The following is a 17,141-nucleotide window of genomic DNA, read 5'->3' on the forward strand; positions in this document are numbered from 1 at the left end:
GGTAGACACCTCTTTCGCTTTTCTTTTATTATATAGCGAAAAGAGGAGGAATTCAAACAAAGTTGGTAAATATATTGTATACATACCGGGTATTTATAAAAAAATCGAAGGAAATTAACATGGAAAATGTAGGGAGATTATACTATAATGATGCTAAGGCCGAAAGGAGGGTTGGATCTTGAGCGAATCTTTTTTACGGGATTTTAAAAATGTGATCAGTCATCAGCTGCAAGAAATGGAAAATCAGATGCAACTTTCTTTGGAGGATATCAGTTGCCCGATTCGGGAAGAACTTGGAGGCAGCATCGACCTGCTTTACATGCGGATCATGAGGATGGCATTGCGGGAAACCTACGGTGGGAAACTTTCCGCCGCCATTTTATATGAAGCCGGAAAGAACATCGCCATGTCCTCTTTCGACATTCTGGAGATCAATGATTTGACGGATTACCTCAACCAACTGATGCTTGGGAAAACCCGGGTGGTGGAAACCAACGGAAACCACATTATCTTCGAGGAAGACGAATGTGCCGTGTGTTCCGGTCTGCCGGATATCGGGGAAGCCCTGTGTTCCTTTGAAAGCGGGTTCATTGCCGGTGGGTTGAGCAAAATGTTGGACATGGACGTCGTGGTCACGGAAACGAAGTGCTGGGGGTTGGGAGATCAGATCTGTCGGTTCGAAGCCGATCTTTTTCCGAAAGGGACCCTGCAAAACGACGGTCGCCAAATCAATACCATGGACATGATCGCCACGCTGGCATCCAAGGCATCCATGGCCATCGAACTCAACAAGGAGCTCCAATACAAAAACGATATTTTCAACAAACAGTTGGAATTTGCACAAAACATACAGAAGAGCATCATCCCGGATGTCTCCAAATTCAAGTCGGACCGTTTGGATTTTTACGCCTATTTGAAGCCGTTCCGAAAAGTGGGTGGAGATTTTTATGATATTTTTTCATTGAACAAAGACAAGGTGGGCATCGCCATTGCGGACATGGCGGGGCACGGCATCGATGCAGCCATGATCACCACGATGGTGAAGTTGATCCTGCGTCATTGTTCTCTGACAGAAGGGATATTGGAGGATCCTTCCAGAGTCATGAAGTATGTGGAAAGAGATATGGGGGATGTGCTCCCAAACACATATTTCAGCATGATCTATCTGACAGTAGACATGGATCATCGATCCATCACCTACAGCAATGCAGGACATCCTTCACCGATTTTGTATCGAAAAAAGCAAAACGTGATACAATTTTTAAAAGCCAACCTCCCTTTGGTGGGATTAAACAAATACATGCCGGAACAGGGTTTTGTTTCCAATTCCATCTTGTATGAACCGGGAGACCAGCTGTTTTTGTACACCGATGGAATTCCGGAAGTTCGAAACATCAAAGGAGATTTTTTCAACATCAACAAAATGTTGGACATCATCAAAGATCCCAAACTGGAATCCGTGGATGACATCGGCAAGGAGATCATTCGCAAAGCAACGGAATTTCGCAGCTTCATGTCCCAGGAAGACGACATTTGCCTGATCGGAGTTCAGCTGTGATGGAAAACGGATCTTTGTACCATTCTTTCGCAGATGCCATGATGGAGAAATACGGGGAAAAAGTATACAAGATCCCCATCAGCATCAGCAGAAATTGTCCCAACCGGGACGGGATCCTGGGCGTGGGAGGTTGCAGCTTTTGTGGAGAATCAGGAGCCGGACATGAAACCTTGTCCAATACCATCCCAATAAAGGAACAGTTTCAACAGAATGCCAGCTACATTCAAAAAAAGTACAAGGCGAAAAAATTCATACCCTATTTTCAGGACTTTACCAATACCTACATGGATCTGGAACGGTTCCGGGAAAACATGATGGCAATAACGGATCCTTCCGTGGTAGGTATCGCCGTGTCCACCCGGCCCGATTGCATCGACCGGGATCGTCTGGAAGTTTTGAAGCATGTATCCCGAGCCCAAGGCTGGGACATATATTTGGAGCTAGGTTTGCAAAGCGTCAATTACAAAACATTGAAAAAAATCGACCGGGGTCATAGCCTGGCGGAATTTATCGACGCTTTGGCCATGATCCGGCCCTACGGATTCGATGTTTGTGCCCACATGATCCTTAATTTGCCGTGGGACGACATGGAAGATGTGGTGGAAGGAGCCAAAGTCCTGTCTGCTTTGCAGGTGGACGGGGTCAAACTTCATGCTCTTTACATCGAGGAGAATACGAAAATGGCAATGGAATACACCCGGGGGGATTGGCCCATGATCTCCTTGGAAGAGTACGTGGACCGGGTAGTGGCGTTTTTGTGCTGGTTGTCGCCGGAAGTATCCATTCATCGACTTATAGGGAGAGCTCCAAAAGAGGGGACCCTGTTTGTCAACTGGAACCGGAGCTGGTGGGTCATTCGAGACCAGATCGAAGAAAAAATGAAAAAAGAAAACCTCCATCAGGGCATCTATTTCGACTACCTGGGAGGCAAAGGGCTCCAACCCTTCAGATGAAACGCCAGGTGACCGGTCCGTCATCGGGTATGCACAAATGAAGGATGGAGAGATTGGGTATGTCCAGACCACCGGTTTTTGCCGGTGTTTTTTTTGTGATGCAATAAACCAGAAAACGGATCACCGCCTTGTGGGTGATCAGAAGACAGTCTTTTCTTTCCTTGAGCAAAGAGTTCACCAAGGGACAGATCCTTTTCGCCGCCTCTTCAAATGATTCGCCATTTGGCGGGTCGATATAGCCGTTGGACGGAATATTTTCCATCAAGAAAGAATAGCGTTGCTGTACCTCCTCCCAGGTGGATCCTTCCCAGTCTCCGAAGGATACTTCCTGGAGCCGGCTTTCCACCACCAGTGGTATTTGGTCGTTTTGACGGATGATCTGTGCCGTTTCCAGTGCTCGTGCCATAGGACTGGTGAGAATGATTTCGAAGGTCAGATCCTGGACTTTGCGGCGTATTTGTCGGGCTTCCTCCCTGCCGGCGGGGTGGAGGGGGATGTCAGTGGCACCCTGGATCTTATGGTCCAGATTCCATTGTGTGGTGCCATGACGCAATACGTAGATATTCATTTTCATCCTCCTATTAAAAAAGAAGGCATGGGATCCCATGCCTTCTTTGCGTTTGCCGCGTTTATCGCTTTCCGCTGGCTCCCAACACGTTCTTGATTTTATGCTGCACCATCTTTTGAATGGCATCCCGGCCTGGTCCCAGGTACTTTCTGGGATCGAATTCCGAAGGATGTTCTACAAAGGTTTGTCGGATGGATGCTGTCATGGCCAGACGAAGGTCTGTGTCGATGTTGATCTTGCAAACACCGGATTTGGCTGCTTGTCGAAGCATTTCTTCCGGGACTCCCCGAGCTCCTGGGATCTCCCCGCCGTATTTGTTGCATAAAGCCACAAACTCTTCCGGTACGCTGCTGGCTCCGTGGAGCACCAACGGGAATCCGGGCAGTTTGCTGGTGATGACTTCCAGACGAGCAAAGTCTAGAGATGGCTCTCCCTTGAATTTGTATGCTCCGTGGCTGGTTCCGATGGCTATGGCCAGGGAATCGACGCCGGTCCGCTCCACAAATTCAACGGCTTCGTCCGGGTCTGTGTAGGTAGCATCCTTGGAAGACACTTTAACGGCATCTTCCACTCCCGCCAGTTTTCCCAGTTCGCCTTCCACCGTGACACCGAATTGTTTGGCGTAATCCACCACCCGTTTTGTCAAAGCAATGTTTTCTTCCAGTGGATATTTGGATCCGTCGATCATGACGGATGAAAAACCATCGTCGATACAGGCTTTGCAGATTTCAAAATCTTCACCGTGGTCCAAGTGCAACACGATATCCAATCCTGTTTCTTCGATAGCGGCTTCCACCAACTTTTTCAAATAAATGGGATTTGCATACTTCCTGGCACCTGCAGATACTTGAAGGATCAGGGGTGCATTTTCCGCCTGGGCGGCAGAAACGATTCCTTGAATGATTTCCATGTTGTTCACATTGAAAGCACCTACAGCGTATCCGCCTTCATATGCTTTTTTGAACATCTCGATCGAATTGACCAATGCCATCGATAATGACCTCCTCTATGTTTATTGTATTTGTATGAAGTTCTTATGATTTTAGTATACCTTATTCATTTTCAAATATCTATCATTTTTGCAAGGAAGAAGGTGACAACGATTGCAGAAATGAGCCGGGGAAGATATACTCAAAGGACAAGGGAGGAATGAAAAAATGTATAAAACGTCCATGGAATCCCCCATCGGAAAGCTTTGGATCGTTGCCGGCGAGGAAGGGATCTGCCGCATCGTCTTTGGGAAAGAACCACAAGAGAAAATGGAAGCAAAGACTACGGATCTCCTTGTGCAGTGCATGATCCAGCTGGATGAGTATTTCTCGGGAAAACGCCGGGAGTTTGACATTCCCCTGGTGCCGGATTCCACGCCCTTTCAACGACGGGTATATGATCGATTGCTGGCCATTCCCTATGGCCAGACCCAATCCTACAAAGACATTGCCATAGCCGTCGGATCCCCTAAAGGGATGCGGGCGGTGGGAGGAGCCAACAACAAAAATCCCATACCCATCATCATACCCTGTCACCGGGTCATTGGAGCAGATGGCCGTTTGATCGGGTACGGAGGAGGAGTCTCCATCAAAAAATGGTTGTTGGATCATGAAAAAGCCCATAAGGATCATTCTTGACGAATCATGCGGAAGGCTCTATAATGAAAGCACCTTCAGGTCTGTGGTTGAAAATCGATGCCAGTCGCAGGCGAAACGATCCACGTAAGGCATGCAAAATGCATGCTGATCATGGTGCGGCCTAGATGTAAGACCGTCCAACAACAGTTGAGAGGAGCAAGTAGTGAGGCGATCCCGAGCGAAACTTCCAGACGGCGAGTGTGGGGGCAAAGACCAGGTCAGCTGAAGGACAAAGGATGTATCTCGTTATGCGGGATACATCCTCTGTGCATTTCTAATAATGAAAAGAAAAGGATATGTTTCGTCTCTTTAGGGATAGGGTATAAAAGTATAAACCAATCAGAGTCAAGACAAACATAAAGTCAAAGGAGTTGTTGTTTATGCGTATCATCGTTTATGGAAAGAATATCGACGTAACAGCGGGAATGAAGAGTATGTTGGAGAAGAAGTTGTCCAGGCTGGACAAATACTTCAACCCGGAAGTGGACGCTACTGCAACCATGAGCACGCAAAAGGGCAAGCACATCCTGGAAGTGACCATACCGATCAACGGAACCATACTTCGAGCAGAAGAATCGTCAGACGACATGTACGCATCCATCGATTCTGCTGTAGACAAGTTGGAAGGTCAATTGCGAAAGCACAAAACAAAGTTGGAGAAAAAAATGAAGGATCACACATCCATTCGTTTGGATTTTTCCAGTGTTGCCAATGAACCGGCCTCCGAAGAACCTACAGTGGTCAAAACCAAGCGTTTTCCGATCAAGCCCATGTCTCCGGATGAAGCATCCCTGCAGATGGATCTGTTGGGACACAATTTCTTCGTATTTTTAAACAGTGAAAGCGACGAAGTCAACGTGGTCTACAAGCGAAAAGACGGAAATTACGGATTGATCGAACCTACCATTTAACACAAGACATAGAATAGGATTGGAAGTTGCGCCTCTTTCTTGAAAGAAAGAGGCGTTTTTTTGATTCTTCCTCCTGTATTCGAAATACCTTTTCAGTTTGCCTTCCAGTTGTGTTATAATTATTAACGTTAATAGGTTCCGTCATCTTGTGTTATGAGGAGGTTGCTTTGTTGGAAACAGAGAGAAGAACTAGAGAGATCGAGGAGTACATCAATCGCATTCAAAGTGTGATCAATTCCAGAGTCGTCATGGATTCCAATGAACAGATCATTGAGATCCACATTTTGGCCAACAGCACTCGAGCGGCCAAACAAATCACAAGAGATGTACAATCTGTTTTGATGGCGGGCTTGGACATGCCTGTGGATCACAAAGTCATCAGTGTAGCTCAAGTATACGATGAGGACGCACTAACCATCCCCAGACTGACCATACAATCAGTGGAATACGCCACGTCGGCCATGGAGGCGAAAGCCAAAGTCGTATTGGAATTCAACGGAGCCCTGTATGAAGGGATCGCTTATGGAGTGAAGACATCCAATCAGTGTCATCGAACTGTGGCCCAAGCCACTTTGGAGGCAGTGGAATCGTTTTTAGAGAAAACCTTGAAATTTGTTGTGGAAGAGATCAAGACCGTGCCCATGGCTTCCAAAGAAGTGGTGGTTTCCGGCATTTCTCTGATCCAGAACAACTCGGAAAAATTATTGATCGGCAAATGCATTGTCGATAGTGATCTCCACAGCGCAATAACAAAATCCGTATTGGATGCGATCAATAGAACCATCCAAATCGTGTAAAACAGTTTAATAAGGTCGGCATGAAAAAAACATTTGGTACTTTAAGCGAAGCGGTGAAGATTGTTTACTAGCGAGAACAGTCCCTATTATTTCAAACGATAATAAGGGGGCATTCACATGAAAGCTAAAGTAATCAAAGTGATGATGGTATTACTTTCTTTAGTCATGGCTGCAGGCGCAGGCTTTAAACTAGTTTAAGCATTACATGCCGACCTTGTTATTATATCCAGCATGCAATCTTTAGAAGGGATTTGTGCAAATGGCGCCCTTAAATAAGCAAACAAAGATTTTTTTGACAGCAGTGGTTTTTATTGCATTGGCACTGTCCGTATTTTTATTCATGAAATACCCCATACGATGGCAATTTGATTTTTTCGGGTTTATTATTTTTACGGTAATTGCGGAGTCATTGGTTATATTCACTCCCAATCGAGGGGGCGTAACACTGGGTTTCGGATTGATCCTCCCGGTTGGTATCATATTTGGACCATCCAGCGCCATCATTTGTGCAGCCATTGGGAATTTGTTGGCAGTTTACAAAATGAATGGGGAATATAAGCATCTTTTAAGCATTGAAGCTTTTAAGACGATTGCCAACACGTCAAACTATGTGATCAGTGCCGGACTAAGTTCGTATTTTTATACTTTGATCAATCGGGGCATTGGGATCCAAAGTGTTTACAATTCCATGTTGCTCATGCTGCTATCGGCAATGGTTTTTATTGTTACGAATATATTTATCACAGGAAATTTCATCATAAAATTAACGGATCACGATGCAAAAGAGGTTTGGAAAGAAAATTTTAGTGGCTTGATCCCCAATGTATTGGGAGTCAGCGCCATCAGCATCATCATTGCATTGGCCTATTTGAATTTCGGCATTGAGTCCATCATCGTTTTATTTTTTCCCTATCTTTTGATCCGCTATTCCTTCCAGTTGGTTTTCGACATGCGGGAAGCATACTTGAATACCATCAAAGCACTATCTTCCGCACTGGAAGAAAAGGACCCTTATACGAAAGGCCACTCGGAGCGAGTGGAAAAATACAGCGCATTGCTGGCCAAGGAACTAGGCCTCAACATTGACATGCAACAACTTCAATATGCAGCCATTTTCCATGACATCGGAAAAATAGGCATATACGATACGATCTTAAACAAGCCGGGGAAGTTGACGGAAGAGGAATTTGAAATGATCAAGCAACATCCGGTAAAGGGAATGAATATTCTGGGTAATGTGGGTTTCTTGAAGAAAGCAACGGAGATCATCGGCGCCCATCATGAATATCTGGATGGCAGTGGCTATCCCAAAGGATTGAAATCCTTTGAAATACCCATAGAAGCAAAGATCATCACGGTGGTCGACATCTATGACGCCGTCACCACCGATCGGCCTTATCGAAAAGCATTGTCGGAAGAAGAGGCCATCGATATATTACGCAAAGAAGCCGGTACGCGGCTGGATCCACTGCTGGTGGATGCGTTCATCAAACTTCATCGTGAAGGCAGGTTGATCAAATGATTGCTATACTGATGCTGATCGCCATCATCATCGGGTACATCCGAAAAGGAAAATTGCGAAACCTATCCAACATCACCATCAAATTGGTGCCACTACTCATCCTTGCATTTTTATTGCAGGGGTCCATCTATTTGGCATATGTTTACGATATTGCCGTTATTCAGGACTTCGACATCCTGATCCATTTTGTCAGCTATATCCTGCTTTTTGCAGCGTTGATGAGCAATTTTGACAACAAGTGGTTTGTGGTGATGACATTGGGCATGATCATGAATTTCCTGGTCATCTTCCTCAATGGAGGCCGAATGCCAGTGTCCGTGGATGCGGCGGAGGCCATTGGACTGGGAGAAGGATTGGAACTTCTTTTTGCCAGAAGGGCCGGTACCCACCAGCCATTGACAGAAGGCATGCTCTTGTGGTATTTGGCCGACATCATACCGATCCCATTTCCATCGGTGGCATCTTTTTTCAACAATATCTACAGCATTGGTGATTTTTTCATTTACGGGGGGGTCATGGGTGTTATTCAAAGCGCCATGGTCAGAGATGGTTCCGATCAAGAAGTGGCGGAAAACTTGGATGTACTGCTGGAAGAAGAACTCATGACGGACAAGGCTGCCGCAGCACTCTTTGATGACGAAGTGAACGAAGAGGAAGTAGTGCGGCTGCGTGAATTGAGAAAACGAAGAGAAGAAGAGACCCGCCGGATCTTTCGAAGTGAAGCAGAGGAATATTTCGATGAAAAACCTTCTGCACCATCCATGGATGAAGATGAAACTATTGCTATTCCTTTGGAGATGATGCACAAACAGGAAGACCAGGATAGCACGACCAAGGTCGAAGTCGAGGAAATAGAATCGAATATTCTACCATCGACGCCGGAAGAAGTAGTGGAGCCGGCAAGTGTCCCCGATCTCTCCCTTGAATCAAAACCTGAAATTGAAGGGAAAAAGGAAGAAGTCTCGGAACCGGATTGGAAGCTCTATACCCAAGATTTTGCAAATGCTTCATTGATCGGTTCTTCCCAACTGGAAGACCAGATCGTCAAAGGCGAAAACTATTCAGAAGAGGATCTACGCCAATATCGAAAATATTACACCAAGCCTCTTCACGAACGGATGGTCATTGATCTGGAGTCTGACGGGTACGATTGGAGGGAAAAACCAGCAGAACCAAAAGAAGAGGCACCTCCAGTTGAAGATCATCAAGAAGAACCGAAGCCCCAGGAAACGACAAGCAGTGATCTGCCCATCGATACCACCCATCCTTTTGTCATCGTCGATGGACGGATCGTGGAGAACACACACTACAAAAAGGCACATGGACCGGTTCAAGCAGAGGCAACCAACGGACCGGTGGCCTGGGAAGCCGTCAGCAAGCCCAGAGAGAAAACCCAGGAGCACATACCAACCTTTACGGAAATGGCGGAAGAATCAATAGAGGAACCACCTATAGAGCCGGTTGTGGAACCGGAGAAAACCGATTTGGAAGAATTGCCGGATGAAACCTTGGACGAAAGATCCGATCCAGGGCCGGTGGAAGAACCAGTCAACGGTTGGTCTTCGCCGGAGGAGGAAGAGGAACTGGCTCCTTCTGGAAACATTCTGCAGAAGTTGCATGATGAAGACCGGATCAATCTCATGAAGAAGATGAAAGAACGAAAAGAAAAAGGATACAGCCTGGTACAGGTAAAAGTGGGGGAGAAAACCATAACCTTTTGGAAAAAAGACTTGTGATCATGCAGGTCTTTTTCTTAAGAAAAGAATGATGTTGGTTATGTTATAATATACGTTGCAATAAAATACCCATTGATCGAGGTGAAACCATGTCGTTGCTCAAAAAGATATTTGGAGATCTAGACGATAAAGAAATAAAAAAAATGATGAAAACCGTGGAAAAAATCGAAGGGCTGGAACCGGAAATGGAAAAGCTCACCGATGAACAGCTCCGGGGAAAAACCGTGGAGTTCAAAAACCGACTGGCAAACGGAGAAACGGAAGACGATCTGCTATTGGAAGCTTTTGCCGTTGTTCGAGAGGCCGCCTGGCGGTCCATCGGACTGAAGCACTTTCCCGTCCAACTGTTGGGGGGCATCGTCCTTCATCAGGGCCGGATCGCAGAGATGAAGACTGGTGAGGGGAAAACCCTTGTGGCTACTTTGCCTGCCTATTTGAATGCCTTGAGTGGAAAAGGTGTCCACGTGGTCACTGTCAATGACTACCTGGCTACCAGGGACAGTGAGAACATGGGAAGGGTCTACAGCTTTCTCGGATTGAATGTCGGATTGGTAGTTCATGGTCTGGATTTCCAGCAAAAGCAGGAAGCCTACAACGCAGACATCACTTACGGAACCAACAACGAATACGGATTTGATTATTTGAGGGACAACATGGTCATTCGCATGGAGCAGCGGGTGCAACGACCCTTGCATTACGCCATCATCGATGAAGTGGACAGCATCCTCATCGACGAGGCGAGAACGCCGTTGATCATTTCCGGCAGCGGAGATAAAAGTACCCAGCTTTATACCCTGGTCAATCACTTTGTCCGTCGCTTGAAGGCGGAAGAGGATTTTACCATCGATGAAAAAGCCAATTCCGTGGTCCTCACCGACGAAGGCGGCATCCCCAAAGCGGAAAAAACCTTCGGCATCGAAAATCTGGCGGACATGGAAAACATGGAAATTTCCCACCATATCAATCAGGCACTCCGCGCCAACTTCCTGATGAAGCGGGACAAGGATTATGTGGTCAACAACGGCCAGGTCATCATCGTCGATGAATTCACCGGCAGGCTTATGCCCGGACGACGCTACAGCAACGGGTTGCACCAAGCTATTGAAGCCAAGGAAAATGTCAAGGTGGAGCGGGAGTCCAAGACCCTCGCCACCATCACCTTCCAAAACTACTTCCGAATGTATGAGAAACTGTCCGGTATGACCGGTACGGCAAAAACCGAGGAAGAGGAATTCAAATCCATCTACAATATGGATGTGCTTTGCATCCCCACCAACATGCCCATGATCCGGGAAGATCTTGTGGATGCCGTATACAAAACGGAAATGGGGAAATTCAACGCCATTGTGGAAGAGATCCGGCGACGCTATGAAACGGGCCAACCGGTTCTGGTGGGGACCATCTCCATTGAAAAATCTGAAATGCTCAGCAAAATGCTGAAAAAAGCGGGAGTGCCCCATCAGGTACTCAATGCTAAATACCATGAAAAAGAAGCGGAGATCATCTCCATGGCCGGTCAGAAAGACACGGTCACCATTTCCACCAACATGGCCGGTCGTGGAACGGACATCGTATTGGGAGAAGGAGTAAAAGCTCTGGGTGGTCTTCATATTTTGGGAACGGAGCGTCACGAGTCCAGACGGATCGACAACCAGCTTCGAGGCCGGTCCGGTCGTCAGGGCGATGAAGGATCGTCCCAGTTTTTCATTTCCCTGGAAGACGAACTGATGCGTCTGTTTGGTTCAGACCGGATCATCGGACTGGTGGACAATCTCGGATTGCCGGACGACATGCCCATCGAAAACAAGATGCTCAGCAAAGGTATCGAAAACGCCCAGAAGAAAGTGGAAGGACGAAACTTCGATATCCGAAAACACGTCTTGCAGTATGACAACGTCATGAACAAGCAGCGGGAGATCATCTACGCACAACGCAGGACCGTGTTGGAAGGGGAAGACATCCACGACCAGATCCTCAAGATGGTGGAGGGATTGATCCAGGAATCCCTGACCCTCTACACCGGATTCAGCGAACATCCGGAGGAATGGGACCTGACCGGGCTGACAGAACACGCCAAGCTCTTGTTCTCCGACAAGTTCCAGCCAACACCGGAAGAAATGCAGGTGGACCGGGAGAGCCTGGCCCAGCTCCTTTACCAAGAAGCTTTGAAGCTACTTCAGGAAAAAGAGGAGGAAGTGGGCAAGGAGCGTTTCCGGGATCTGGAACGGGTCGTCTTGCTTCGAGTCGTGGACCGGCGCTGGATGGATCACATCGACGACATGGACCAGTTGCGTCAGGGGATCGGACTTCGTGCCTATGGCCAGGTGGATCCTGTAGTGGCCTACACCAACGAAGGCTTTGACATGTTTGAAGAAATGAATCACGCCATTCGTGAAGATACGGTCAAATACCTGTACAATCTGGAAGTACGAAAAGAACCGGTGGTCCAACCCACCAACGTGCTGGAAAACACGGTGACCAACAAGGAAGATACTTCCGTGAAAAAGGAACCGGTGGTGAAGAAAGACAAACCGGGGAGAAACGATCCCTGTCCTTGCGGGAGCGGGAAAAAATACAAGAAATGCTGCGGGAAAAATGAATAAGGCAGCAACAAATATTTGATAGAGGTGATAAACATGTTGGAATTGCAGGAATACGTCAAGCAGTTGAAAACAATAGAAGAGGGACTGAAAGAAATCGGGGATTCCCTTTGACTTGGCCAATCTGGAAGAACAAGCGGAAAAGTACAACAAGGAAATAAACAAGGAAGACTTTTGGAACGACCAGGAAAAGGCCCAAAGCGTGTTGAAAAAACTCAATGGGATGAAAAACAAGATCCAGCGACACCAGGAATTTTTGGAGCGGCTGGAAAATGCCCAGGCGTTGACGGAAATGCTGGAAGAAGAAACGGACGAGGAGTTGGCCAGAGAGCTGATCCAAACGGTCCGTGAAATGAACAAGGACCTGGATTCCTATAACCTGGAAGTCATGCTCAGTGGAGAATACGACGGAAACAGTGCCGTATTGAGTCTCCATCCCGGAGCCGGCGGTACAGAGTCTCAGGATTGGGCGTCCATGCTTCTGCGGATGTATACCCGTTGGGCGGAGAAGAACAATTACAAAGTGAAGATCCTGGATCTTCAACCTGGAGACGAAGCCGGCATCAAAAGTGCCACCTTGGCCATTGAAGGGGCCAATGCCTATGGATATCTGAAGAGTGAAAAAGGGGTCCATCGCCTTGTTCGGATCTCCCCCTTCGATTCCTCGGGAAGACGGCATACCTCCTTTGCTTCCGTGGATATAGCCCCGGAGATCGACGACGATGTGGAGATCGACATCAACGCCGACGATCTGCGCATCGACACCTATCGCTCCAGTGGAGCGGGAGGACAGCATGTCAATACCACGGACTCCGCCATACGGATCACCCACATTCCAACGGGAGTGGTGGTCCAGTGCCAAAACGAACGGAGCCAGCACAAAAACAAGGATATGGCCATGAAAATGCTGTATGGCAAGCTGTTGGAATTAAGATTGTTGGAGAATAAGGAAAAGATCGATGACATCCAAGGGGAATACGGGCAGATCGCCTGGGGAAACCAGATCCGATCTTATGTCTTCCATCCATACAACATGGTCAAGGACCATCGGACCAATGCGGAGGTGGGAAACATCCAAAGCGTCATGGATGGAGACATCGACCTTTTCATCAACGAGTATTTGAAAAGCCTCTCGAAGGGAGGAGAAGCCGTTGGCAAGTGATGTGAAACCCATTATCGGAATGGTCACCTGCTTTCAAGGTGTTTTTAAAACAGGGGATGCCAATTTTCTTCGCCAAACCTACACGACGAAGATCGGCCAAGCCGGGGGCATCCCCTTTCTCCTTCCGGCCCGACCCATGAACAAGGAAGACATCACGCCTATCTTGTCCCGGCTGGATGGCCTTTTGCTTACCGGCGGGGTGGACATCCACCCGAAACTCTACGGGGAGGAGCCCAAACGGAATCTGAACTATGTGGATGTGGTCCGGGATGAGTTTGAAGCGGCCCTTCTGGAACGGGCTTTGGAGTTGGACATGCCTGTGTTCGGGATCTGCCGGGGAATGCAGTTGCTCAACGTGGTCATGGGCGGTACCCTATACCAGCATCTGGACGAAGAGGTGGAAGAGCACATCCAACACATGCAAAAGGCCGGAGACGGCAGCGGCATCCACTCCGTATACGTTCAAGACGAGTCTTTTTTGAACAATATCTATGGGGAAAAGGCCTTTGTCAATTCCTTTCACCATCAAGCCATCAAGGACCTTGCAGATGACCTGGAACCCATTGCCTGGTCCAAGGACCGGTTGATCGAAGGAGTGTATCATACAAAGAGGAGACATGTTTTCGGGGTCCAGTGGCATCCGGAGATCCTGCAGGACGAGGAAAGCCAAAAACTGTTCCGATATTTCATTGAAAGAATATAGCAAGGAGAGACTTATGAAAATCAGCATCACGAGCCGGTTGGCAAAAGAATTCAACATCAAGGAAAGCCAGGTGGAAACCACCGTCGACCTGATCGATCAAGGCAATACCATTCCATTTATTGCAAGATACCGAAAAGAAGCAACGGGCAATCTGGACGATGTGACCCTTCGGGATCTTCATGACCGCTTAGGGTATCTGCGAAACCTGGAGAAGAGAAAAGAAGAGGTATTGCGCCTCATTGACGAGCAGGGAAAACTGACAGAAGACCTGAGCAAAAAAATAACCAATGCCATGGTCCTCCAGGAAGTGGAGGATCTCTACCTGCCATACCGCCAAAAGCGGAAAACCAGGGCTTCCGTAGCCAGGGAGAAGGGGTTGGAACCTTTGGCAGCGTTTTTGGTGGTGGCAGAGAACAACGGAGTCGTGGAGAAACAGGCGGAAAACTTTGTGAACTTGGAATTGGGCGTGGAAACAGCAGCCGATGCCATCCAGGGCGCCATGGACATACTTGCGGAAGACCTCAGCGACGACGCAGGACATCGGAAGCGGATCCGGGAAGCCTATTTTTCCAAAGGGGTGATCCAGGTTTCCAAAACCAAGACAAAAGAGGAAGAGGCGGAATCTTTCCGCATGTACTTCGAGTTTGCGGAATCTGTCTCCAAGATCGCCAATCATCGAGTACTGGCCATCAATCGGGGAGAAAAGAAAAAGTTCCTCCAGGTCAAGATCGAGGTGCCAGAAGAGATGCTGGCCTCAGACATTGCCAAAAGGACCGGTCCCAAAGATAGAGCTTTGTGTGGATATGCCATGGACGCCATCAATGACGCACTCAAGCGATTGATCTTTCCTTCCATGGAACGGGAAGTTCGAAATGCCTTGACGGAAGTGGCGGACAAATCGGCCATCAAGGTATTTGCCGTCAACTTGAACAAGTATCTGATGCAGCCTCCCGTCAAGGGGAAAAGGGTCATGGGTTTCGACCCGGCCTTTCGAACCGGCTGCAAGATCGCATTGATGGATTCTTTTGGGGAGTTGCTGGCTTACGACACCATCTATCCCACCCAACCCCAAAACAAGGTAAAAGAAGCAAAAGAACGGCTGGTTTCCCTCATCGAAAAATACAAGATGGACATCATCGCCATCGGAAATGGAACGGCGAGTCGGGAATCGGAAGTGATCGTGGCGGAGATGATCCGGGAATACGGTCTGAAAACCGAGTATATCGTAGTCAATGAAGCGGGCGCTTCCGTGTATTCCGCTTCCGTCATTGGAAACGAAGAATTTCCACAGCTCAACGTTTCCATACGGGGCGCGGTATCCATTGGTCGCAGATTGCAGGATCCGTTGGCGGAACTGGTCAAGATCGATCCCAAGCACATCGGTGTAGGCCAGTATCAGCATGATGTGGACCAGAAGGAGCTGGCCAAGGCCCTGGACGGGGTCATTGAAGATGCGGTGAACGCCGTCGGGGTGGATCTCAATACGGCCTCCGCATACTTGCTTGCCCGCATATCAGGACTCAACAAGACCACCGCGGGAAACATCGTGCAATATCGTCGGGAGAACGGTCCCTTCACCAATCGGAAGCAGTTGATGAAGGTTCCCAAGATCGGTGCAAAAGCCTTCGAACAATGTGCAGGCTTTCTTCGGATCTCCGGAGGGGACGATCCCTTTGACAATACGGCCCTCCATCCGGAAAGCTACGAAAGTGCAACCGCCCTTTTGGCTTCCATGGGTCTGTCCAGGAAAGACCTGGAGAAAAACCATCAGGCGACAGTGGAGGCTTTGGAGAAGGTGGACGTCCCCCAAAAGGCAAAAGAATTGGAGATCGGAGTATTGACGTTGACGGATATCGTCAAGGAACTTCAAAAGCCGGGACGGGATCCCAGGGACCAGTTTCAAAAACCGGTCTTCAAATCGGAAGTCATGGACATCACCCATCTGGAACCGGGAATGGTCCTTAGCGGGACGGTTCGAAATGTCATTGATTTTGGCGTATTCGTGGATATCGGCGTCCATCAGGATGGTCTGGTCCATATCTCCCAACTCAGCGACAAATACGTAAAAAACCCCATGGACGTGGTTTCCGTTGGAGATATCGTGTCTGTTCGCGTGTTGGATGTGGACTTGAAGCGAAACCGGATTTCTCTGACCATGAAAAAACAGGGTTGATTATTTCATAAATGCATGGTATACTTCTCATTGAAAATAAAATAACGATCTTCAGGGCAGGGTGAAATTCCCGACCGGCGGTACAGTCCGCGAGCCGAAAGGCTGATCTGGTGCAATTCCAGAACCGACAGTAAAGTCTGGATGGGAGAGGATGAACCAACGTTAGCAGCAGCTCTCCTTTTTGAGAGCTGTTTTTTGTTCCCCCAGGACAAACGCAATGCCTTGACACAAGGAGGAAGCAATGAAAAACAACAAAGCAAAATTTTTATCCAGAGTCGGTGTGCTCACCGCCATCGCATTTGTGCTCATGTACCTGCAATTCCCCATCGCCATGCTGTTTCCCGCATTTCTGCAGTTTGACTTCAGCGAAGTTCCGGCGCTTTTGGGTACTTTTTCCCTGGGGCCTCTGGCAGGCGTCGTCATCGTTTTTTTGAAGAACGTGCTGGTATATTTGATCCGGGGATCCTTTACCGGAGGAGTTGGTGAACTGTCGAATTTCATCATCAGCGCGGCCTGGATGATCCCCGTCGGTCTCATTTACAAAAAATCAAAAACAAAAAAGAACGCCATCAAGGGTATGGTAGTGGGAGGTCTGGCCATGATCGTGGTCGCAGCCCTGTCCAACTACTTCGTCATCATTCCCCTGTACGCAAAGATCATGCCCATCGAAGCCATCATCGGCATGGGAGCCGCCATCAATCCGGCCATCTCCAATGTGGAAATGCTGATCCTACTGGGCGTGACACCTTTCAACATATTCAAAGTCACCATCGTGTCCCTGGTAACAGCGTTGGTCTACAAGAAAGTGTCGCCGGTTTTGCATCGTTGAT

14 protein-coding genes and 1 riboswitch are annotated in these 17,141 nt (G+C 48.0%); of the genes, 12 read left to right on the forward strand and 2 right to left on the reverse strand.

The features are described from left to right. The first annotated feature begins 178 nt into the window (after window positions 1-178). Both J0B03_RS09300 and mnmL read left to right on the forward strand, forming a co-directional pair. Window positions 179-1,558, forward strand: coding sequence for a SpoIIE family protein phosphatase (locus tag J0B03_RS09300; RefSeq protein ID WP_207299336.1), 1,380 nt, complete (start codon window positions 179-181; stop codon window positions 1,556-1,558). Further along, on the forward strand, window positions 1,558-2,511 hold the full coding sequence (mnmL, locus tag J0B03_RS09305) for a tRNA modification radical SAM protein MnmL/YtqA (RefSeq protein WP_207299337.1): 954 nt from the start codon (window positions 1,558-1,560) through the stop codon (window positions 2,509-2,511). The genes J0B03_RS09300 and mnmL overlap by 1 nt, the downstream gene beginning before the upstream one ends. Here mnmL and J0B03_RS09310 read toward each other — a convergent pair. After that, window positions 2,504-3,079, reverse strand: a complete 576-nt coding sequence (locus tag J0B03_RS09310; RefSeq protein ID WP_207299338.1) for a histidine phosphatase family protein — start codon at window positions 3,077-3,079, stop codon at window positions 2,504-2,506. The two genes, mnmL and J0B03_RS09310, sit on opposite strands and share 8 nt — an antisense overlap. Window positions 3,080-3,140: 61 nt before the next feature. Then, window positions 3,141-4,070 carry a class II fructose-1,6-bisphosphate aldolase gene (gene fba, locus J0B03_RS09315; RefSeq protein ID WP_207299339.1) on the reverse strand — a complete coding sequence of 310 codons (930 nt, stop codon included), beginning with the start codon at window positions 4,068-4,070 and terminating at the stop codon, window positions 3,141-3,143. 166 nt (window positions 4,071-4,236) lie between these two features. On the opposite strand from fba, the gene J0B03_RS09320 reads away from it, so the two are divergent. From J0B03_RS09320 to J0B03_RS09365, 10 genes are all read left to right on the forward strand, one after another. After that, window positions 4,237-4,707 carry a methylated-DNA--[protein]-cysteine S-methyltransferase gene (locus J0B03_RS09320; protein ID WP_207299340.1) on the forward strand — a complete coding sequence of 157 codons (471 nt, stop codon included), beginning with the start codon at window positions 4,237-4,239 and terminating at the stop codon, window positions 4,705-4,707. A gap of 380 nt (window positions 4,708-5,087) precedes the next feature. Continuing rightward, the gene (hpf, locus tag J0B03_RS09325; protein WP_207299341.1) at window positions 5,088-5,618 is read left to right on the forward strand and encodes a ribosome hibernation-promoting factor, HPF/YfiA family; all 531 of its coding nucleotides are present in this window, start codon (window positions 5,088-5,090) and stop codon (window positions 5,616-5,618) included. Window positions 5,619-5,788: 170 nt separating this feature from the next. Then, window positions 5,789-6,415, forward strand: a complete 627-nt coding sequence (locus J0B03_RS09330; RefSeq protein WP_207299342.1) for a hypothetical protein — start codon at window positions 5,789-5,791, stop codon at window positions 6,413-6,415. A gap of 259 nt (window positions 6,416-6,674) precedes the next feature. After that, window positions 6,675-7,937 (forward strand): HD-GYP domain-containing protein, encoded by a 1,263-nt coding sequence (locus tag J0B03_RS09335; RefSeq protein ID WP_207299343.1) that lies wholly within the window; start codon window positions 6,675-6,677, stop codon window positions 7,935-7,937. Next, window positions 7,934-9,673: a DUF5317 domain-containing protein gene (locus tag J0B03_RS09340; RefSeq protein ID WP_207299344.1), complete on the forward strand. Its 1,740-nt coding sequence runs from the start codon at window positions 7,934-7,936 to the stop codon at window positions 9,671-9,673. Before J0B03_RS09335 ends, J0B03_RS09340 begins: the two co-directional genes overlap by 4 nt. A gap of 89 nt (window positions 9,674-9,762) precedes the next feature. After that, the gene (secA, locus tag J0B03_RS09345; RefSeq protein ID WP_207299345.1) at window positions 9,763-12,276 is read left to right on the forward strand and encodes a preprotein translocase subunit SecA; all 2,514 of its coding nucleotides are present in this window, start codon (window positions 9,763-9,765) and stop codon (window positions 12,274-12,276) included. Between the two features lie 33 nt (window positions 12,277-12,309). Continuing rightward, window positions 12,310-13,435 (forward strand): peptide chain release factor 2 gene (prfB, locus tag J0B03_RS09350; protein WP_207299346.1). Its coding sequence is split into 2 segments (ribosomal slippage): window positions 12,310-12,384 and window positions 12,386-13,435, totalling 1,125 coding nucleotides; the frame shifts between segments, so codons are not numbered across the junction. Further along, window positions 13,425-14,138: a gamma-glutamyl-gamma-aminobutyrate hydrolase family protein gene (locus J0B03_RS09355; protein ID WP_207299347.1), complete on the forward strand. Its 714-nt coding sequence runs from the start codon at window positions 13,425-13,427 to the stop codon at window positions 14,136-14,138. The genes prfB and J0B03_RS09355 overlap by 11 nt, the downstream gene beginning before the upstream one ends. 13 nt (window positions 14,139-14,151) lie before the next feature. Beyond that, complete coding sequence (locus tag J0B03_RS09360) at window positions 14,152-16,311, forward strand: Tex family protein (RefSeq protein ID WP_207299348.1); 2,160 nt, start codon at window positions 14,152-14,154, stop codon at window positions 16,309-16,311. 43 nt (window positions 16,312-16,354) lie between these two features. After that, window positions 16,355-16,468, forward strand: a riboswitch (FMN riboswitch). An 84-nt stretch (window positions 16,469-16,552) separates the two neighbouring features. Next, window positions 16,553-17,140 carry an ECF transporter S component gene (locus tag J0B03_RS09365; RefSeq protein ID WP_207299349.1) on the forward strand — a complete coding sequence of 196 codons (588 nt, stop codon included), beginning with the start codon at window positions 16,553-16,555 and terminating at the stop codon, window positions 17,138-17,140. Window position 17,141: the final 1 nt, after the last annotated feature.

The organism is Alkalibacter rhizosphaerae (genome assembly GCF_017352215.1).
Lineage (GTDB): Bacteria > Bacillota > Clostridia > Eubacteriales > Alkalibacteraceae > Alkalibacter > Alkalibacter rhizosphaerae.

Excerpts from the sequence above, each read along its gene's own strand:
- mnmL (WP_207299337.1), top strand. The coding sequence starts at position 1,558 with ATGGAAAACGGATCTTTGTACCATTCTTTCGCAGATGCCATGATGGAG.
- J0B03_RS09310 (WP_207299338.1), bottom strand. The coding sequence starts at position 3,079 with ATGAATATCTACGTATTGCGTCATGGCACCACACAATGGAATCTGGAC.
- fba (WP_207299339.1), bottom strand. The coding sequence starts at position 4,070 with ATGGCATTGGTCAATTCGATCGAGATGTTCAAAAAAGCATATGAAGGC.
- J0B03_RS09320 (WP_207299340.1), top strand. The coding sequence starts at position 4,237 with ATGTATAAAACGTCCATGGAATCCCCCATCGGAAAGCTTTGGATCGTT.
- hpf (WP_207299341.1), top strand. The coding sequence starts at position 5,088 with ATGCGTATCATCGTTTATGGAAAGAATATCGACGTAACAGCGGGAATG.
- J0B03_RS09335 (WP_207299343.1), top strand. The coding sequence starts at position 6,675 with ATGGCGCCCTTAAATAAGCAAACAAAGATTTTTTTGACAGCAGTGGTT.
- J0B03_RS09340 (WP_207299344.1), top strand. The coding sequence starts at position 7,934 with ATGATTGCTATACTGATGCTGATCGCCATCATCATCGGGTACATCCGA.
- secA (WP_207299345.1), top strand. The coding sequence starts at position 9,763 with ATGTCGTTGCTCAAAAAGATATTTGGAGATCTAGACGATAAAGAAATA.
- J0B03_RS09360 (WP_207299348.1), top strand. The coding sequence starts at position 14,152 with ATGAAAATCAGCATCACGAGCCGGTTGGCAAAAGAATTCAACATCAAG.
- J0B03_RS09365 (WP_207299349.1), top strand. The coding sequence starts at position 16,553 with ATGAAAAACAACAAAGCAAAATTTTTATCCAGAGTCGGTGTGCTCACC.